Raw genomic sequence first — 16,696 nt, 5'->3', positions numbered from 1 at the left:
CTTATTGAGTTATGAAGGACGCGTCACACCCGCGCCAACCACACCGCCGAGCGCCGTGCGGCGCAAGGCCGAAAGCCTCGGTGGCCGATGCTCATGGTGCGCTCGCCATCGCCAAGTTTCCAGAGGATACGGACGAGTACAGTATCGAGACATGGGAGCATGTCGCACTCATTCTTGCGCAGCGCGCTGGCATCCGCGTGCCACGCCACGAACTCCACCGCGTGGGCAACAAGCGGGTGCTTCTGTCATGGCGCTTTGACCGGGAAAGCGACATCCGCATCCCGTTCCTGTCGGCCATGTCCATGTTGCAAGTAAAAGACGGTGAGCGCGCAAGCTATCCAGAGATTGTCGATCAAATCTCCCGGCATGGCGTCAACGCGCGCGCCGACGCCGCTGAGCTCTTCCGGCGCATGGTATTCAGTATCCTGATTTCCAAAGTTGACGACCATTTGCGCAATCACGGCTTCCTCTGGGCCGGGAAGGCGGGCTGGCGTCTGTCACCTGCCTATGATCTCAACCCGACGCCAACGGACCTGAAAGCGCGCATCCTGACCACCAATATCAGCCTCGATGAGGGAACCTGTTCCATCAATCTGGCGCTGTCTCAGGCGGAGCTGTTTGGTCTCAGTCTGGCAGATGCCAGAGCCATCGTTTCCGAAGTGGGATCCGCCACAAAGGACCGGCGTGACGTCGCCCGTCAGACAGGTCAGACAGATAGTCAGATCGACCGCATGGCCAGCGCCTTTGAGCATGAGGACCTGAACATCGCGAAATCCTGACCGATTGCAGGCCTGGATAGTAATTGTTTTTGTTGGGTATTGTGGTCGATTTCGACGCTCGTCATGCGCGCCTTTTCCTTGCCCTTCCTTACAATGATCGCTGGTGGTGCCCAGTCGGGTATGTCAGGAACCGGCTTACAGGCTGCGCGTAATGCACCTGAACGTAACGGGGCAGGACAGACATTTGAAAATCCGCGTCAGAGCTGAACTCGTCTACACATTCCCGGAGCACACGCAGGCCCTCGTCGCGATTCATGTCGCCCGCACGCCGGACCAGTCGATCCTCTCGGAAAGCCTTGTCATCTCGCCAGATACGCCGGTGCTGCAGGATATGGCAGACCACCATGGCGAGCGCCGTTTCCGCGCAGACCTGGCCGGGGAGGCGCGCATTGTCTACGAAGCCGTCGTGGAGAACGCCACGCGTGCCATTCTGCCCGCCGGTGCGTCGCTGCAGTCCTGGCTGGAGCTGCCGCCGCCGGTTCTGGAATTCCTGCTGCCCAGCCGCTATTGCCCGTCCGACAAGTTCATGTCCTTCGCGCACCGCGAGTTCGGTCATCTCGCGCCTGGCGCAGAGCAGGTTCTCGCCGTTCTGGAATGGGTCCATGCGAATGTGGATTACGTGCCGGGCTCCAGCCATTCCGCGACAACGGCCGAGAACACCTTTGTTGACCGCATTGGCATATGTCGCGATTTCACGCATCTCGGGATCAGCCTCTGCCGCGCGCTCAACGTGCCGGCCCGCGCCGTCAGTGCCTATGCCTGGCAGCTTGATCCGCCGGACTTTCATGCCGTGTTCGAAGTCTATCTCGACGGCGCCTGGTGGCTGGTCGATCCCACGCGCCTGGTGCCGGTGGAGAATCTGGTCCGTGTCGCCACGGGCCGCGACGCAGCCGATATTGCTTTCCTGACCACATCCGGAGCGTGTGAATGCCTTAGCCAGTCCGTGTCCGTGGAAGCTGTTACGGCCTGACACGGTCCTGTCCGGCCTGCATGGCCAGGCGCACGGGCCGGAAGCTCGTGCGGTGGGCAGTGCAGGGGCCGAGGCGTGTCAGGGCTTCGGCATGGGCGGCGGTGCCATAGCCCTTGTGGCGGGCAAACCCATAGCCGGTATGGAGCGCGTCCAGGTCCAGCATCAGGGCATCGCGCGTGGTCTTGGCGAGGATCGAGGCGGCAGAAATGGCCGGTTCGGTCAGGTCACCCTTGATGATGGCGCGCGCGGCGCAGGGCAGGCTTTTCGGCAGGGCATTGCCGTCAATCAGGATCTCACCCAGCCTGCATTGGCTGATGACGCCCTCCACCGCGCGGGACATGGCCAGGAAGGTAGCTTCGCGGATATTCAGGGTGTCGATTTCCGCCACGCTCGCATGCGCGACGCACCAGGCCAGCGCCCGGTCACGGATCTGGGGGGCAAGGGCATCGCGCCGTACTTCGCTGAGGGCCTTGGAATCGGTCAGCCCGGCAATCGGTCTTGCCGGGTCAAGCACAACAGCAGCAGCCGTGACCGGACCCGCCCACGGGCCGCGGCCGGCTTCGTCGACGCCGCAGGTGAACAGGATTGGCTGGCTCATCATGCCAGTGCAACGCGAGTCGGTCTTGCTATCCACCCCTGCGTCAGCTTCAGTGGCGTCTGGCCGCCCCCCGCCAACAGGATGTATCCCGCCATGCTTGAATTCCTTTCGTCTCCCGCCTTCTGGGGCAGTCTCGCGACCCTGACCTTCCTCGAAGTGGTCCTCGGGATCGACAACCTGCTCTTCATTTCCATCGCCACCGGGAAATTGCAGGGCGAGCAGAAAGAGAAGGCCACCCGTATCGGCATCTGGGGCGCAATGTTCCTGCGCATCGCGATGCTTGGTCTGATCTTCGTGATCATCAATCTCGACAAGAACGCCCTGTTCCAGATGCCCCACTGGCTGGCTGTCTTCGCGTCCGGCGGGGACGAGGCCGTGATGCATCATGTCGAGGACGTCACGGTGAAAGACCTGATCCTTCTGGCAGGCGGCCTTTTCCTGCTGTGGAAAGGCACGCAGGAAATCCATGCGGCCGTTGAAGGCACGGGCCATATTGAAGCCGGCGCCAAGAGTGGCTTTACCGCGGTTGTCATCCAGCTTTTTATCATCAACTTCGTCTTCTCGCTCGACAGCGTGATCACGGCTGTCGGCATGACCGATGATATTGTCGTCATGGTGACGGCAGTCGTGCTGTCGACCATTGTCATGGCCTTTGCTGCCGATCCGCTGGCAAAGTTCATCGGCGAGCATCCAACAACCAAGATGCTGGCGCTTGCCTTCATCCTTCTGGTCGGTGTGGCGCTTGTGGCTGACGGTCTCGGATTCCACATTCCGCGCGGCTATCTCTATTTCGCCATCGCTTTCTCGCTCGGCGTCGAACTCTTGAACATTCGCGCCAAGGGCAGCAAGCGCAAGACAGGAGCCCATTGAATGTCAGATCCCTATGCCATCCGCATCCACGAAACAGGCGGTCCCGAAGTCCTGAAAAAGGAGCCGCTGGACCTGAAACAACCCGGCCCCGGCCAGGCGCTGGTGCGCCAGTCGGCGGTGGGGCTCAACTTCATCGACACATATTTCCGGACCGGGCTCTATCCGGCCAAATTCCCCTTCACACCCGGTGGTGAGGGGGCAGGCCTCGTTGAGGCTGTAGGCGAGGGTGTGACCAGTTTGAAGGTGGGCGACCGCGTCGGCTATGTCGCATCAGGCACCTATGCAACGCATGTGACTCTGCCCGCTGACAGACTGCTGGCCTTGCCGGACGGTGTGAGTGACGAGGATGCCGCAGCCGTCATGCTGAAGGGGCTGACGGCCTGGATGCTGCTATTTGAAATCCGCCCGATCAGGAAAGGCGAGACGCTGCTGGTGTGGGCGCCTGTTGGCGGTGTGGGCAGCCTGCTCGTGCCCTGGGCGGTCAGCCTCGGCACGCGGGTGATTGCCGTCACATCGTCAGAGAAAAAAGCCGCCATGGCCCGCGCCGCCGGGGCCAGCGATGTGATCGTGGGCTATGACAATGTCGCCGCGCAGGTGAAGGCCCTGACAGATGGCGAAGGTGTTGAGGTGGCGCTCGACAGTGTCGGCAAGATCAGCGCCGAGGCCTCGCTTGCCAGCCTGAAGAAGCGCGGCTGGTTTGTGTCCTATGGCAACGCGTCAGGGCCGGTTGACCCGATTCCTCCCGCGCGCCTTTCGGCTGGCGGATCGCTCGTCATGACACGGCCAGGCCTGTTCCATTTCATTGATACGCCCGAGGCCCTCGCACGAGGGGCAGGCCTTTTATTCGCAGCGCTCAAAGACGGCACGCTGAAGGCGGATATCGGCCAACGCTTCGCACTGGAAGATGCCGGAGAGGCGCATCGGGCGCTGGAAAGCGGGACGACGACTGGCGCCACCATTCTGGTGCCCTGAGGCGGGTCGTGGCTCTCAGGATATCCAATCGGGATGCACGGCGCCTCTGGCTGGATGCCCAGCTCCTGTCCGCGGCGCCCACAGGCCCTCTGGATCTGGCCGACATCATCCGCCGGCTGGGCTTTGTCCAGCTCGACACGATCCGCGTCGTGGCGCGGGCGCACGATCACATCCTGTGGAGCCGCAACCAGAATTTCCGCGAGAAGATGCTGGAAAAATGCCTGGCGCGCGACCGGCATGTGTTCGAGCATTTCACGCATGATGCCTCTCTGATCCCAATGGATTTCTATCCCATGTGGCGCCGCCAGTTCCGGCGGCTCGAGGCGAAGGTGCGCGGCTGGGAATGGCATCGCGGCATGCTGGACGAAGCCGGACGGGCCGGGATCTGCGCGCGCATTGCAGCCGAAGGGCCGCTGTCCACCAAGGCGTTCGATACGAAAATCGAAGGCAAGCGCGAAATGTGGCGCCGGCCGCCGCACAAACTGGCGCTCGATTACATGTGGTATGCCGGAGAGCTGTCGACCTCGCACCGGGAGAACTTCACGAAATACTACGACCTGACCCATCGCGTGATTCCGCAGCACTTCCGCAATGTGGACCACAGCGACGAAACGCAGGTGGACTGGCTGTGCCGCGCGGCGCTATCCCGGCTGGCCTTCGGTACAGAGGGCGATGTGCAGCGCTTCTGGGCAGCGGCAGACCTGTCAGAGGTAAAGGCCTGGGCGGCGGCCAATGCCGGTGAACTGGTGCCGGTGGAGATCGAGTCGGCGGGCGGTGCATGGCATGTCGCTTTGGCGCTGGCGGACATCGAAGTGCGGCTGGCGGCTGCGCCCGCGCCCACATCGCGCCTGCGTATCCTCAATCCGTTTGATCCGGTGATCCGAGACCGCAACCGCCTGACACGTCTGTTCGGCTTTGATTACCGGATAGAGATCTTCGTGCCGGCGGCGAAGCGGCAGTGGGGATACTATGTCTATCCGCTGCTCGAGGGTGACCGGTTCGTCGGGCGCATTGAGGTCAAGTCAGACCGCGAAAAGGGCGAACTGAGTGTGCATGCGCTGTGGCCGGAACCCGGCGTGAGATGGACGCAGGCCCGGCAGGCGAAACTGGAGGCGGAACTTGGGCGGCTGGCGAGGTTCGTGGGCGCGCGCGACGTGATCTGGCTCGCTGCCTGAAAGGGCTCAGTCCGAGACGGGCAGGTCCAGCAGCAAGGCCGGGTCAATATAGAAGTCTCCGCTGCGGTCCGGGCTCGCAATGTTGCGCCATTTGACGGCCCAGTGCAGGTGCGGGCCGGTGGTGCGGCCGGTATTGCCGGTTTTCGCCAGCAGGTCGCCGCGCTTCACAGTGTCGCCGGGTGTCACCGCGACTTCAGAAAGGTGCATGAAGACTGATGTGAGGCCCTGGCCATGATCAAGGAAAACAGTGCCGCCTTCATAATAGAGGTCCGGGTCGGCGAGGATGACCGTGCCATCGGCAGGGGCGATGACGGGCGTGCCGACCGGGGCGGCCATGTCGTAGCCGCGATGGACCGATGTGGATTCGCAGGGCTTTCCTGTGACTTTCGACACGCCGATATATTTCCGCGTCGGGCCGAACGGCGAGGATGTGGGCGCGTTGGACGGCTTGATGAATCCCTTGAGGGCGCCGGCGCCCGGATTCAGGCTGGCGAATGCGTCCTGCTTGATCTTCCAGCTGCGCGCGGCATGGGCCTTCTGTTCAGGCGAACGGGCATCCACCTTGTCGCAGTCAAAGCCTTTGATGGTGCGGAATTCATCCTTGCGCGGGGCGATGGCGAGGTCGCCGAACGCCCCGCCGGAGGCTGACCAGCCGATGACGGATGGCGCTGTCGTGCTGATGCCGAACTGGGCCGTGCCGGTGGAATCCACAATCTGCCTGACGCCCGCCACCGTGATCGTTTCGCCCGGCGCGGCACGGCAGATGACAAGTCCGCCCTGGGTGAGTGCGCCGTCGCAGGTGGGCATTACCGGTTCGGCGGTGGAAACGGTGTCGGTTGTGGGCACTTGCGCGCAGGCGCCCGCGCACATCACGACGGCGAGCAGGATTTCGCGCAGGATCATCCCTTTGCGGACACCATGCGGGTGCCGGCAGCGGCGGCGTCCCAATAGGCTTCCTGCAGGTCGACGCTCCAGTAGCGCAGGGCCTGGAGCGGGATTTTGCGGCCTGTGACGGCACACACAACAAAATCACCCGGCGAAAGCACCTGGATATCTGCGTCGAGGTAGCGAAGGCGTGCTTCGCCCGCTTGGCGGTCGGATCGTGTCAACATTGCCCCACCATGCCCGATGAAGGGGAAAAAGAAAAGACTCAGCAAACAGGAAGTTTCTGCTTTGTTCTCCAGAACAAACATGGTACATGCGGAACATGGACGGCAATAGGGGGCCTTGCCAAACTGACCCCCATAGTGGACCTAAGGAGACGACTCATGGCCAAACCAGCGCTTCAACTAGTGGATAAGGAATCCGGTGTGGATAAGCAGAAGGCTCTTGAAACGGCTCTAAGCAATATTGAACGGTCTTTCGGCAAGGGCTCGGTCATGCGCCTTGGCGACCGCAAGGTCATGGATATCGAGGCGGTTTCGACAGGATCGCTGGGGCTCGACATCGCATTGGGCATTGGCGGCATTCCGCGCGGGCGGATTATCGAAGTCTATGGTCCGGAAAGCTCGGGCAAGACGACGCTGGCCCTCCATTGCGTTGCAGAAGCGCAGAAAAATGGCGGCGTATGTGCCTTTATCGACGCGGAGCACGCGCTTGATCCGGTCTATGCAGGCAAGCTGGGTGTCGATCTTGATGATCTCCTGATTTCGCAACCTGATACAGGTGAACAGGCGCTCGAGATTGCCGACACGCTGGTACGCTCCGGCGCAGTGGAACTGCTGGTTATCGACTCGGTGGCGGCCCTTACACCGCGGGCCGAACTTGAGGGCGAGATGGGCGATTCCCTTCCGGGTCTTCAGGCGCGCCTGATGAGCCAGGCATTGCGCAAGCTCACCGGCTCGATCTCGAAATCGAAATGTACCGTCATTTTCATCAACCAGATTCGCATGAAGATCGGTGTCATGTTCGGCAGCCCGGAAACGACATCGGGCGGCAATGCGCTGAAATTCTACGCCTCTGTCCGGCTTGATATTCGACGGATCGGCCAGATCAAGGAACGTGACGAAGTCATTGGCAACCAGACCCGCGTCAAGGTAGTCAAGAACAAGGTGGCTCCGCCTTTCCGGCAGGTCGAATTCGACATCATCTATGGCGAAGGCATTTCCAAGACCGGCGAGTTGATTGATCTCGGGGTCAAGGCTGAAGTCGTCGAGAAGTCCGGCTCCTGGTATTCCTACAAGGGCGAACGCATGGGACAGGGACGTGAAAAGACACGGACCTTCCTCAAGGAGAACCCGGCCATTGCCGATGAGATCGAAGATCTGATTCGCCGGAATGCAGGCCTTCTTGCCGACGAACTCCTGACGGCCGGCATGGAAGCTGGTGCAGATGACGATGCCGAACCGGATGCCGCCGAAGGCTGACCGATTCCCCTTTTCCGGCCCGGACGGCCCGGAAAAGGGGGCGTTGGGCAAGCAGTTTGCAGTCAGGTCTCTCACCTGAACTTGTCCCTTTGTGGCGCACCCGGCTTGGCGCGCCGCAAAGGGACCTTTATATCGCCGATTGGAGCCGGCGTGGGACTGACCTCGCCGCACATGAATTATTTCGGCTAGGACACTGCCCATGAACGGCGTCAACGATATCCGCGAAGCTTTCCTCTCCTTCTTCGAGACGCGGGGGCATGCACGGCAATCGTCAGCGCCGCTGGTGCCGCAGAACGATCCGACACTCCTGTTCGTGAATGCCGGCATGGTGCCATTCAAGAACATATTTACCGGTGCGGAGACGCCGGTTGCCCCGCGTGCGACCACGTCGCAGAAATGCGTCCGGGCGGGGGGCAAGCATAATGACCTCGACAATGTCGGCTACACGGCCCGTCACCACACGTTCTTCGAAATGCTCGGCAACTTTTCGTTCGGAGACTATTTCAAGGAACAGGCGATCCATTATGGCTGGGACCTGGTCACGAAGGAGTTCGGTCTTGATCCCAAGCGCCTCCTCGTCACGGTCTATGCCGAAGATGACGAGGCGGCGGCCCTCTGGAAGAAGATTGCCGGCCTGCCCGATGACCGCATCATCCGCATCGGCACGTCCGACAATTTCTGGTCGATGGGCGATACCGGCCCGTGCGGGCCCTGTTCAGAAATCTTCTACGATCATGGCGACAAGATTGCGGGCGGCCCTCCCGGCAGCCCGGAGGAGGACGGCGACCGGTTCATTGAAATCTGGAACCTGGTCTTCATGCAGTTCGACCAGTCGGCCGATGGTACGCGCAAGCCCTTGCCCAAGCCGTCAATCGATACCGGCATGGGCCTGGAGCGGATCGCAGCCGTGCTCCAGGGCGTGCACAACAATTACGAGATCGATCTCTTCGCAAACCTCATCAAGGCGGAAGAGGACCTGTATGGCGCGAAGGCCGCAGGTGACCATCTCGCGTCGTTCCGCGTGATTGCCGACCATTTGCGCACCTCGGCCTTTCTCATCGCGGACGGCGTGCTGCCGTCCAATGAGGGACGCGGTTACGTGTTGCGCCGCATCATGCGTCGGGCCATGCGCCACGGTCACCTGCTCGGCGCGCGTGAGCCGATGATGCACCGCCTCACGCCAGCGCTCATTGGTGAAATGGGCAAGGCCTATCCAGAACTCGGCCGGGCAAAGGCAGCGATTGAATCCGCACTGGAACAGGAAGAGTCCCGGTTCCAGAGGACGCTGGGGCGTGGCCTTTCGCTACTGGACGAAGCGACGGCCGGCCTTGGCGCAGGAGATGCGCTCGCCGGCGACACGGCTTTCCGCCTGTATGACACGTTCGGCTTCCCGCTCGACCTGACACAGGACATCCTGCGCGCGCGCGGCATGTCGGTCGATACAGAGGGCTTCGATGCAGCGATGGATGTGCAGCGCGAAGGCTCGCGCAGCGCCGGGTTCTCGTCGGGGGATGCAGCCACCGAAGACATCTGGTTTTCCGTTCGCGACACGTCCGGCGCAACCCGGTTCGGCGGCTATGCCGCCACCGAAGGCAAAGGCAAGCTGGTCGCGATCGCGACGGGCGGCAAGCTTGTCGATACACTTGCGCCCGGTGCCGCTGAACTCGTTTTCGATGCGACGCCGTTCTATGCCGAGAGCGGCGGCCAGGCCGGCGACCATGGCGAAATCTCATTCGAGGGCGGCGCGCGTTTCATCGTGCGCGACGTGCAAAAGCGCGCCGGGGATGTGCATGTCCATGTCGGTGAGCTTGTCAGCGGATCGGCGAGGCTGGGCGCCACAGCGCAGCTGCATGTCGATGCGACGCGCCGGCTTGCGGTGATGGCAAACCATTCGGCGACCCACCTGCTTCACGCCGCCCTGCGCAATGTGCTCGGCGAACATGTCACGCAGAAGGGGTCGCTGGTCGAAGCAGACCGTTTGCGGTTTGACTTTGCGCATGGCGCGCCAGTGACGGCAGCGCAGCTGGAAGCCATCGAGGATCAGGTAAATGCCGTGATCAGGCAGAACGCGGCTGCGGAGATCAGGGTTACCACGCCCGAGAAGGCCATCGAAGCCGGGGCGCTTGCCCTGTTCGGTGAGAAATATGGTGACGAAGTGCGTGTGCTCTCGATGGGTCAAGCAGATGGAAAGGCCTATTCGGTCGAGCTTTGCGGCGGCATTCATGTCGAGCGGACGGGCGATATTGCCGTGTTTGTGATCACGTCCGAAGGGGGTGTTTCAGCGGGCGTGCGCCGGATCGAGGCGGCAACCGGTGCAGAGGCGCTGGCCTATCTGAAAGGCCGTGCGCGGATTGCTGAGGACCTGGCCGAAAGCCTGAAAGTGCCGCTGAAGGATGTGCCGCGCAAAGTTGGCGTTCTGACCGAAGAACGCCGCGCTCTCGAGAAAGAGCTGGCCGACGCCAAGCGCAAGCTCGCCATGGGCGGCGGCGGGAGTGCGCCAGCTGGGCCGGAGATGATCAATGGCGTGAACCTGATCGCGCGCGTGGCAGAAGGTGTTGGCGGCAAGGATTTGCGCGCGCTGGTCGATGAAGCCAAGGCGAAAATCGGCTCGGGCGTTGTGGTCTTTGTTGGCGTTGCGGATGGCAAGGCGGGCGTGGCGGTTGGCGTGACGGCGGATCTGACGGCGACATATTCGGCTGTCGACCTGGTCAAGGCGGCCGCAGCCGCGCTTGGCGGTCAGGGCGGCGGCGGCCGGCCTGACATGGCGCAGGCCGGCGGGCCGGATGCGGGCAAGGCAGACGAGGCGCTGGCGGCCGTGCGGGCCGTGCTGGCCGGGTAATTGTTCTGATGGGTGAATGGTCGGAGTGAGAGGATTTGAACCTCCGACCCCTGCCTCCCGAAGGCAGTGCTCTACCAGGCTGAGCCACACTCCGAACCGAAGGTCGCCGTATCTACGCTTCCCGCAGAATTTTTCAAGGGGGTCAGATGGCCTGTGCCAGCAGGGGCTCTGCGGCACCGGGATGCCATTGGGCATGCTTGGTCATGACCGATCGGAACAGCGGGCTGGCAAGATGACCGGCGAGCCAGGCCTGTAGCGCGGGCAGGTCCTGCGCGGCAAACCAGTCGCGATCGGTCGCCGCAAACTGGCGCACGAAGGGGAAGATGGCCATGTCCGCCAGGGTGCGGTGAGGGGCGAGGAACTGGCCGCCTGAGGCAGCGATTCGGGTGTCCCATTGCTGCAGGATCGCGAGGCCGGCGGCGCGCTGGGCGAGCGGGTCCACACCGTCATAGCGGTTCGGGTATTTGTAGCGGTCCAACGCATGCTTGAACGGGCCGTCGCATTTGGCGATCAGCGCTGCGGTTTCGGCCGGGTCGCTGCCGAGCCAGTTTTCGGGATCGGTCCGGGCGAGCGCCCAGTGCATGATGTCGAGGCTTTCATCGATCACCGCGCCTTCGGAAAGGACGAGGACCGGGACGGTGCCTTTCGGGCTGGCGGCAAGCATGTCGGCCGGCTTGTCGCGCAGCACGACTTCGCGGACGCGGATGGCGGCGCCGCTGGCCGCGAGGGCGAGGCGCGCGCGCATGGCATAGGGACAGCGGCGGAAAGAGTAGAGCACGGGCAGGCTCATGCGTCCTCGCTCCGGCGTGCCTCCGGGCCCATGTGTTTCTTGCCCCGCGCTTTTGCGAGGTCGATCTGCTTCTGGCGTTCGGCAAAGCGGGCGCGTTGTTCGTCTGTCATTTCGCTGATGCAGTGGGGGCAGGACACGCCGGGCTCGTAGGAAGCATGCTGCATGTCGGCTTCCGATAGCGGGCGCTTGCAGGCATGGCACATATCATAGGAGCCGGGGGTGAGATCGTGGCGAACCGAAACGCGCTCGTCGAAGACGAAGCATTCGCCGCGCCAGAGGCTCTCCGGTTCGGGCACGGTTTCGAGGTATTTCAGGATGCCGCCCTCAAGGTGGAAGACATCATCAATGCCTTCGGCCTTGACGAAACTGGTCGCCTTTTCACAGCGGATGCCGCCGGTGCAGAACATGGCGACTTTCGGCTTGCGGCCTTCGGCTTCGAGCCTTTCGCGGAAGGCGCGGAACCAGTCCGGGAATTCGCGGAAGGATTTCGTGTTCGGGTCAATGGCGCCTTCGAACGTGCCGATGGCGACTTCATAATCGTTGCGCGTGTCGATGAGGACTGTGTCCGGATCGGTGATCAGGGCGTTCCAGGCCGCGGGCGCGACATAGGTGCCGACAATGGCGTTGGGGTCCGTGCCAGGCACGCCCATGGAGACGATCTCGCGCTTCAGGCGCACTTTCAGGCGCAGGAAGGGCATCTCATCGGCTTCGGCGAATTTCGCTTCCAGTGTTTCGCAGCCAGGCAGGGCGCGCAGCGCGGCGAGGGCGGCGGCGATGGCCTCGGACGTGCCAGCAATGGTGCCATTCACGCCTTCGGCGGCGAGCAGGACGGTGCCCTGGACGCCCGCAGCGCCCAGCGTTTCGGCCAGCGGTGCCCGACGGGCTTCAAAGTCCGGCAGGGCGAAGAATTTGTAAAAGGCGGCAACGCGATAAGTCATGGCCGCGCTTATGGCAGATCATGACAGGGATTTGAATACGGGGTTGCACGTGCACAGCCTGTGAGGGCGTCAGGTAGCAGTCCATAACCGAGGGTGGGCTCAGGAGGTTGTTGGGAGTAGACAGTGTGGAACGCTGATCAGGAGACTTTCGCCCATGACCCATATTCTCGCCATTTCCGGGAGCCTGCGGAAAGCGTCGTTCAATACCGGGCTGATGCGGGCGGCAGAGCAGGAGGCGCCCGATGGCGTGTCCCTGACTGGCATGACCCTGCATGGCATTCCGCTCTATGATGGCGACGAAGAGGCGGCGAACGGCCTGCCCGAGGCGGTGAATGCATTCAAGGACGCGATCAAGCGGACGGACGGCCTGCTTCTGGTGACGCCGGAATACAATAATGGCGTGCCGGGCGTGTTCAAGAACGCTATCGACTGGGCGTCACGCGGCCCGAACGTGTTCGGCGGAAAGCCTGTGGCGATCATCGGCGCCTCGCCCGGCGGGTTTGGCACCATCCTCGGCCAGAACCACTGGCTGCCGGTTATTCGTACACTGGGCATGCGGCCCTGGCTGGAGGGGCGGCTGATGGTGTCGCGGGCGGGCGACCAGTTCGACGCCGAAGGCAATCTGACAGACGAGTCGACGCGGGAGAGGCTGAGTGAATTCGTGGCCGGTTTTGCAGCCTTTGCCGGGCCGTGACCCCGGACACGTGAGTCCGTTCAGGCCGGATCGGCGAGGATGCGGGGGAGTTTGAAAGTGACGGTTTCGCGGGCCGTTTCGATACTGTCGAGCGTGACATCGAAGCGGTCGCGGCAGGCGTCGATAACGCCCTGGACGAGGTCTTCCGGGGCGCTGGCGCCGGCGGTCAGGCCGAGCGTGGTGACGCCGTCAAACCATGACCAGTCGATATTCTCGGCGCTGGCGACAAGCTCGGCGCGGGCGGCGCCAGCCCGCAGGGCGACCTCGACCAGGCGCACGGAATTGGAGCTGGTGCCCGCGCCGATGACGAGGACGAGCCCTGCGCCGGGCGCGAGGACTTTCACGGCGTCCTGCCGGTTGGTCGTGGCGTAGCAGATGTCTTCCTTGTGAGGGGCCGACATGGCGGGGAAGCGAGACTGCAGGATGGCAACAATCTCGGCCGTATCATCCACCGACAGCGTGGTCTGAGTCACGAAGGCGAGGTTTTCGGGGTCTTTCGGGACGAAGCGTTCAGCGTCGGCGACCGTCTCGATCAGGGTGATTCCACCGCCGGGAAGCTGGCCCATCGTACCGATGACTTCCGGGTGACCGGCATGGCCGATCAGGACAATCTCGCGGCCCTCATTGTGGTGGCGCTCAGCCTCGACATGGACCTTGGAGACGAGCGGGCACGTGGCGTCGACATAGATCATCTGGCGGGCAGATGCCTCGGCAGGCACGGATTTGGGTACGCCATGGGCGGAAAAAATGACCGGGCGATCCGTCGGGCATTCGTCAAGTTCTTCAACGAAAACAGCGCCCATGGCCTCGAGGCGGCTGACGACATGGGCATTGTGGACGATCTCGTGGCGCACATAGACCGGGGCGCCCCATTTCTTCAGCGCTTCCTCGACAATCTGGATGGCGCGATCGACCCCGGCGCAGAATCCGCGCGGTGCAGCAAGCCGTATCGTCAGGGCGGCCCTGTCAGTCATTTAATGATCTCCTGCCTCTGCAACATTGCGCCAAGGCGCGCAGCCCTTTAACACATCTCCAGCTACAGATGGACAGGCCTTTTCTGCAGGCCAAGAAGGACACGCCGACGCATGCGCATACTTGTTACACTTTTCGCGGCGGCGCTGCTCGTCGGATGCCAGTCCCGGGTCGCCGATGCATTCGATACCCGCCAGAATGCCGGCCCATGCCCGCCGGTCGGCTCGGTCTATGACGTTGCGCGCTATGTGGCATTTGCCGAGGGCACGGACGAGACCTATCCGAACATCACCTATACGGCCGAAATCGTGGATGTTCGCATGTTCTGCCGCTATGCGGGCGGCGACCCGCTTGTGGCGCAGATGGAAATTGATTTTGCCTTCGGCAAGGGCGATTCCGCGCGCAGCGACACGCATGCCTACCCGTATTTCGTCGCAGTGACACGCCGCAACGGCAAGGTGCTGGGCAAGGAATATTTCACTGTCGAGGCTGATTTCAACGGTCGGAAACTGGATGGCAGGACGGAATCGATCGCCCGGATCGAGATTCCGCGGCTGGACGAGTCGATTGCCGGTTCGAACTTCGAAATCCTTGTCGGTTTTGACCTGACTCCGGAGCAGCTGGAATTCACCCGTGCGGGCAAACGCTTCCTCCTCAACGCCGAACAGTAAGCATGAGCAGCCTGATCCGAGACCTGACGGCGGCCGCATCGGCGGCCTTTGAGGCCATGGGCATGGAGGCCAGGTGGGGCCAGGTGCGCCGGTCAGACAAGCCCGAACTCGCTGATTTCCAGTGCAATGGCGCGATGGGCGCGGCCAAGGCGGCCGGCAAGAACCCGCGAGAGATTGGCGCGGCGGTGGCAGAGATGCTGAAAGCCTATCCGATGGTCCTGTCGGCAGAGGCTGCCGGGCCGGGGTTCATAAATATACGTGTGTCGGACGCAGCCCTGTCGGCGCGCGCCACGGACATTCTGGCCGATGCGAAGGCGGGGGCCGAACCGGCGCCGGACCCGCATGTGACCGTGATCGACTTTGGCGGGCCGAACGTGGCCAAGCCCATGCATGTCGGCCATCTGCGCTCGGCCGTGATCGGCGACACGCTGCAGCGGTTGCTGCGGTTTCTCGGAGATGAGGTGACGTCGGATACGCACCTTGGCGACTGGGGCCTGCAGATGGGGCACCTCGTCACGGAGCTGTGTGATGAACAGCCAGGCCTGGTCTATTTCGACGAAAGCTATTGCGGGCCCTATCCCGATGCGCCGCCGGTCACGATCGAGGATCTCGGGCGGCTCTATCCGGCAGCCTCCGCCAAGGCGAAGGACGACCCGGCGCGCAACCAGCGGTCCCAGAATGCCGTGGCGGAGCTGCAGGCGGGCCGGGCGGGCTATCGCGCGCTGCTAAAGCATTTCATCCATGTGTCGGTGGCGGCGCTGAAAGTGGATTATGCGTTCCTGAATGTCTCGTTCGATCTGTGGAAGGGTGAGAGCGATGTCGACCATCTGATTCCGGGCGTGATCGAGCAGTTTCGCGAGGCCGGGCTTGCCGAGGAGAGCGACGGCGCACTGATCGTGCATGTGGCGCGCGACAGCGACAAGAAGGAAATGCCGCCGGTCATGCTGCTGAATTCGCGCGGCGGGACGGGGTATCACACGACCGATCTTGCGACGATTGCAGACCGGATGGCGCACATGCACCCGACGCCGGAGCGGATGCTCTATGTCGTCGACCAGCGCCAGGCGCTGCATTTCGAGCAGGTGTTCCGGGCGGCCGAACTGGCTGGCCTGATCGACGAAGGCCATATGGAGCATATCGGCTTTGGCACGGTGAACGGGCCGGACGGCAAGCCCTTCAAGACGCGCGAAGGCGGCGTGCTGCGGCTGGCGGACCTGAACACGATGGCGTTCGAGGAGGCCGAGCGCAAGCTGGGCGCGGCGAACCTGCCGGGCGACATGGGGCCGGACGAGCGGGCGAATGTGGCGCGGGCCGTGGCGGTGGCGGCGCTGCGCTTTGCCGACCTGCAGAACACGCGCACGACGAATTACGTGTTCGATCTGGACCGGTTCACCAGTTTCGAGGGCAAGACGGGGCCGTACCTGATGTATGCCGCCGTGCGGATCAAGTCGTTGCTGCGGCGGGCGGAGGCTGTTGGCAATGCGCCGGGCGCGATTGCAGTTGGCCATGACGCCGAACGGGCGCTCGTGCTGGCGCTGGACGGGTTTGGCGCGGCCCTGCTGGGCGCGCGCGAGAAGCGGATGCCGCATATCCTGTGCGAGCATGTGTTCGGCCTGAGCCAGGCGTTCAGCGGTTTCTATGGTGCGCTGCCGATTGCGAATGAGGCCGATCCGGCGCTGCGGGCGAGCCGTCTGGCGCTGGCGACGGCAGTGCTGCACCAATTGGAGGCAGGGCTGGGGATTCTGGGCATTGATGTGCCGGAGCGGATGTAGCCTGCTTGCCGGGCCGTCGAATCCGGTCTAGTCCAAACCCAATTCAACTCTGTCCCGGGAGAGAGCAGCCTTCGAGGCTGCCGCCGAAGGCGCAACCGCCCCGGAAACGCTCAGGCAAAAGGACCGGGCAGGGTCAACACGCTGGAAAGAGGCCCGTGAGGCCTCGCCGAAGGAGCAAGCCTGCGCTCGTCCTTCAACTTCGCTCAGGATGAGCGTTGTTGACTGAAGAGGCGGCGGAATCTCTCAGGCGCCCAGGACAGCGGGGGCGACGGATATTTCGGCCTCGCGCC

Annotated in this window: 15 protein-coding genes, 1 tRNA gene, 1 pseudogene and 2 riboswitches; of the genes and pseudogenes, 10 read left to right on the top strand and 7 right to left on the bottom strand. The window is 63.0% G+C overall.

All coding sequences use genetic code 11. From position 1 onward, the window contains the following. Positions 1-59: 59 nt before the first annotated feature. Together ACQ66M_RS04025 and ACQ66M_RS04020 are read left to right on the top strand one after the other, a co-directional pair. A pseudogene (locus tag ACQ66M_RS04025) lies at positions 60-779 on the top strand (type II toxin-antitoxin system HipA family toxin); the annotation flags it as partial. Positions 780-963: 184 nt separating this feature from the next. Beyond that, the gene (locus tag ACQ66M_RS04020) at positions 964-1,749 is read left to right on the top strand and encodes a transglutaminase-like domain-containing protein (protein ID WP_430402055.1); all 786 of its coding nucleotides are present in this window, start codon (positions 964-966) and stop codon (positions 1,747-1,749) included. Here the strand turns inward: ACQ66M_RS04020 and ACQ66M_RS04015 are convergent. Further along, positions 1,739-2,347 carry a ribonuclease HII gene (locus tag ACQ66M_RS04015; protein WP_430402053.1) on the bottom strand — a complete coding sequence of 203 codons (609 nt, stop codon included), beginning with the start codon at positions 2,345-2,347 and terminating at the stop codon, positions 1,739-1,741. The two genes, ACQ66M_RS04020 and ACQ66M_RS04015, sit on opposite strands and share 11 nt — an antisense overlap. A 93-nt stretch (positions 2,348-2,440) precedes the next feature. On the opposite strand from ACQ66M_RS04015, the gene ACQ66M_RS04010 reads away from it, so the two are divergent. Genes ACQ66M_RS04010 through ACQ66M_RS04000 form a run of 3 tightly spaced genes read left to right on the top strand, consistent with a single transcriptional unit; the run spans position 2,441 to position 5,364 of the window. Continuing rightward, positions 2,441-3,217, top strand: coding sequence for a TerC family protein (locus ACQ66M_RS04010; protein ID WP_430402051.1), 777 nt, complete (start codon positions 2,441-2,443; stop codon positions 3,215-3,217). Continuing rightward, entirely contained in the window at positions 3,218-4,189 is a 972-nt protein-coding gene (locus ACQ66M_RS04005; RefSeq protein WP_430402049.1) for a quinone oxidoreductase family protein, read from the top strand. Positions 4,190-4,197: 8 nt separating this feature from the next. Beyond that, positions 4,198-5,364: a winged helix-turn-helix domain-containing protein gene (locus ACQ66M_RS04000; protein ID WP_430402047.1), complete on the top strand. Its 1,167-nt coding sequence runs from the start codon at positions 4,198-4,200 to the stop codon at positions 5,362-5,364. A 6-nt stretch (positions 5,365-5,370) separates the two neighbouring features. Here the strand turns inward: ACQ66M_RS04000 and ACQ66M_RS03995 are convergent, their stop codons facing one another. Next, positions 5,371-6,267, bottom strand: coding sequence for a M23 family metallopeptidase (locus ACQ66M_RS03995; protein ID WP_430402045.1), 897 nt, complete (start codon positions 6,265-6,267; stop codon positions 5,371-5,373). Further along, positions 6,264-6,476 carry a DUF2093 domain-containing protein gene (locus ACQ66M_RS03990; RefSeq protein ID WP_430402043.1) on the bottom strand — a complete coding sequence of 71 codons (213 nt, stop codon included), beginning with the start codon at positions 6,474-6,476 and terminating at the stop codon, positions 6,264-6,266. The genes ACQ66M_RS03995 and ACQ66M_RS03990 overlap by 4 nt, the downstream gene beginning before the upstream one ends. Positions 6,477-6,632: 156 nt before the next feature. On the opposite strand from ACQ66M_RS03990, the gene recA reads away from it, so the two are divergent. After that, positions 6,633-7,730 (top strand): recombinase RecA, encoded by a 1,098-nt coding sequence (gene recA, locus ACQ66M_RS03985; protein WP_350174196.1) that lies wholly within the window; start codon positions 6,633-6,635, stop codon positions 7,728-7,730. 199 nt (positions 7,731-7,929) lie between these two features. Continuing rightward, positions 7,930-10,569: an alanine--tRNA ligase gene (gene alaS / locus ACQ66M_RS03980; protein ID WP_430402041.1), complete on the top strand. Its 2,640-nt coding sequence runs from the start codon at positions 7,930-7,932 to the stop codon at positions 10,567-10,569. A gap of 17 nt (positions 10,570-10,586) precedes the next feature. Here the strand turns inward: alaS and ACQ66M_RS03975 are convergent. The 3 genes from ACQ66M_RS03975 to ACQ66M_RS03965 form a co-directional block, all read right to left on the bottom strand. After that, positions 10,587-10,663, bottom strand: a tRNA-Pro gene (locus ACQ66M_RS03975). A 48-nt stretch (positions 10,664-10,711) separates the two neighbouring features. Beyond that, complete coding sequence (locus ACQ66M_RS03970; protein ID WP_350174192.1) at positions 10,712-11,359, bottom strand: glutathione S-transferase; 648 nt, start codon at positions 11,357-11,359, stop codon at positions 10,712-10,714. Beyond that, positions 11,356-12,297, bottom strand: a complete 942-nt coding sequence (locus ACQ66M_RS03965) for a rhodanese-related sulfurtransferase (protein ID WP_430402039.1) — start codon at positions 12,295-12,297, stop codon at positions 11,356-11,358. The genes ACQ66M_RS03970 and ACQ66M_RS03965 overlap by 4 nt, the downstream gene beginning before the upstream one ends. Positions 12,298-12,451: 154 nt before the next feature. On the opposite strand from ACQ66M_RS03965, the gene ACQ66M_RS03960 reads away from it, so the two are divergent. Beyond that, positions 12,452-12,991 carry an NADPH-dependent FMN reductase gene (locus ACQ66M_RS03960; protein WP_350174188.1) on the top strand — a complete coding sequence of 180 codons (540 nt, stop codon included), beginning with the start codon at positions 12,452-12,454 and terminating at the stop codon, positions 12,989-12,991. A 20-nt stretch (positions 12,992-13,011) separates the two neighbouring features. Here the strand turns inward: ACQ66M_RS03960 and ispH are convergent, their stop codons facing one another. Beyond that, the gene (ispH, locus tag ACQ66M_RS03955) at positions 13,012-13,965 is read right to left on the bottom strand and encodes a 4-hydroxy-3-methylbut-2-enyl diphosphate reductase (protein ID WP_350174186.1); all 954 of its coding nucleotides are present in this window, start codon (positions 13,963-13,965) and stop codon (positions 13,012-13,014) included. Positions 13,966-14,076: 111 nt separating this feature from the next. Here ispH and ACQ66M_RS03950 point away from each other — a divergent pair, with 111 nt between their 5' ends. After that, positions 14,077-14,634, top strand: coding sequence for a hypothetical protein (locus ACQ66M_RS03950; protein ID WP_350174184.1), 558 nt, complete (start codon positions 14,077-14,079; stop codon positions 14,632-14,634). A 2-nt stretch (positions 14,635-14,636) separates the two neighbouring features. After that, the gene (gene argS, locus ACQ66M_RS03945) at positions 14,637-16,406 is read left to right on the top strand and encodes an arginine--tRNA ligase (protein ID WP_430402037.1); all 1,770 of its coding nucleotides are present in this window, start codon (positions 14,637-14,639) and stop codon (positions 16,404-16,406) included. Positions 16,407-16,450: 44 nt separating this feature from the next. After that, a riboswitch (glycine riboswitch) is annotated at positions 16,451-16,542 on the top strand. Between the two features lies 1 nt (position 16,543). Then, positions 16,544-16,670, top strand: a riboswitch (glycine riboswitch). Positions 16,671-16,696: the final 26 nt, after the last annotated feature.

The sequence above is a fragment of the Hyphomonas sp. genome (assembly GCF_965284475.1).
GTDB lineage: Bacteria > Pseudomonadota > Alphaproteobacteria > Caulobacterales > Hyphomonadaceae > Hyphomonas.
This window is presented reverse-complemented; position numbering and strand designations above follow the sequence as displayed.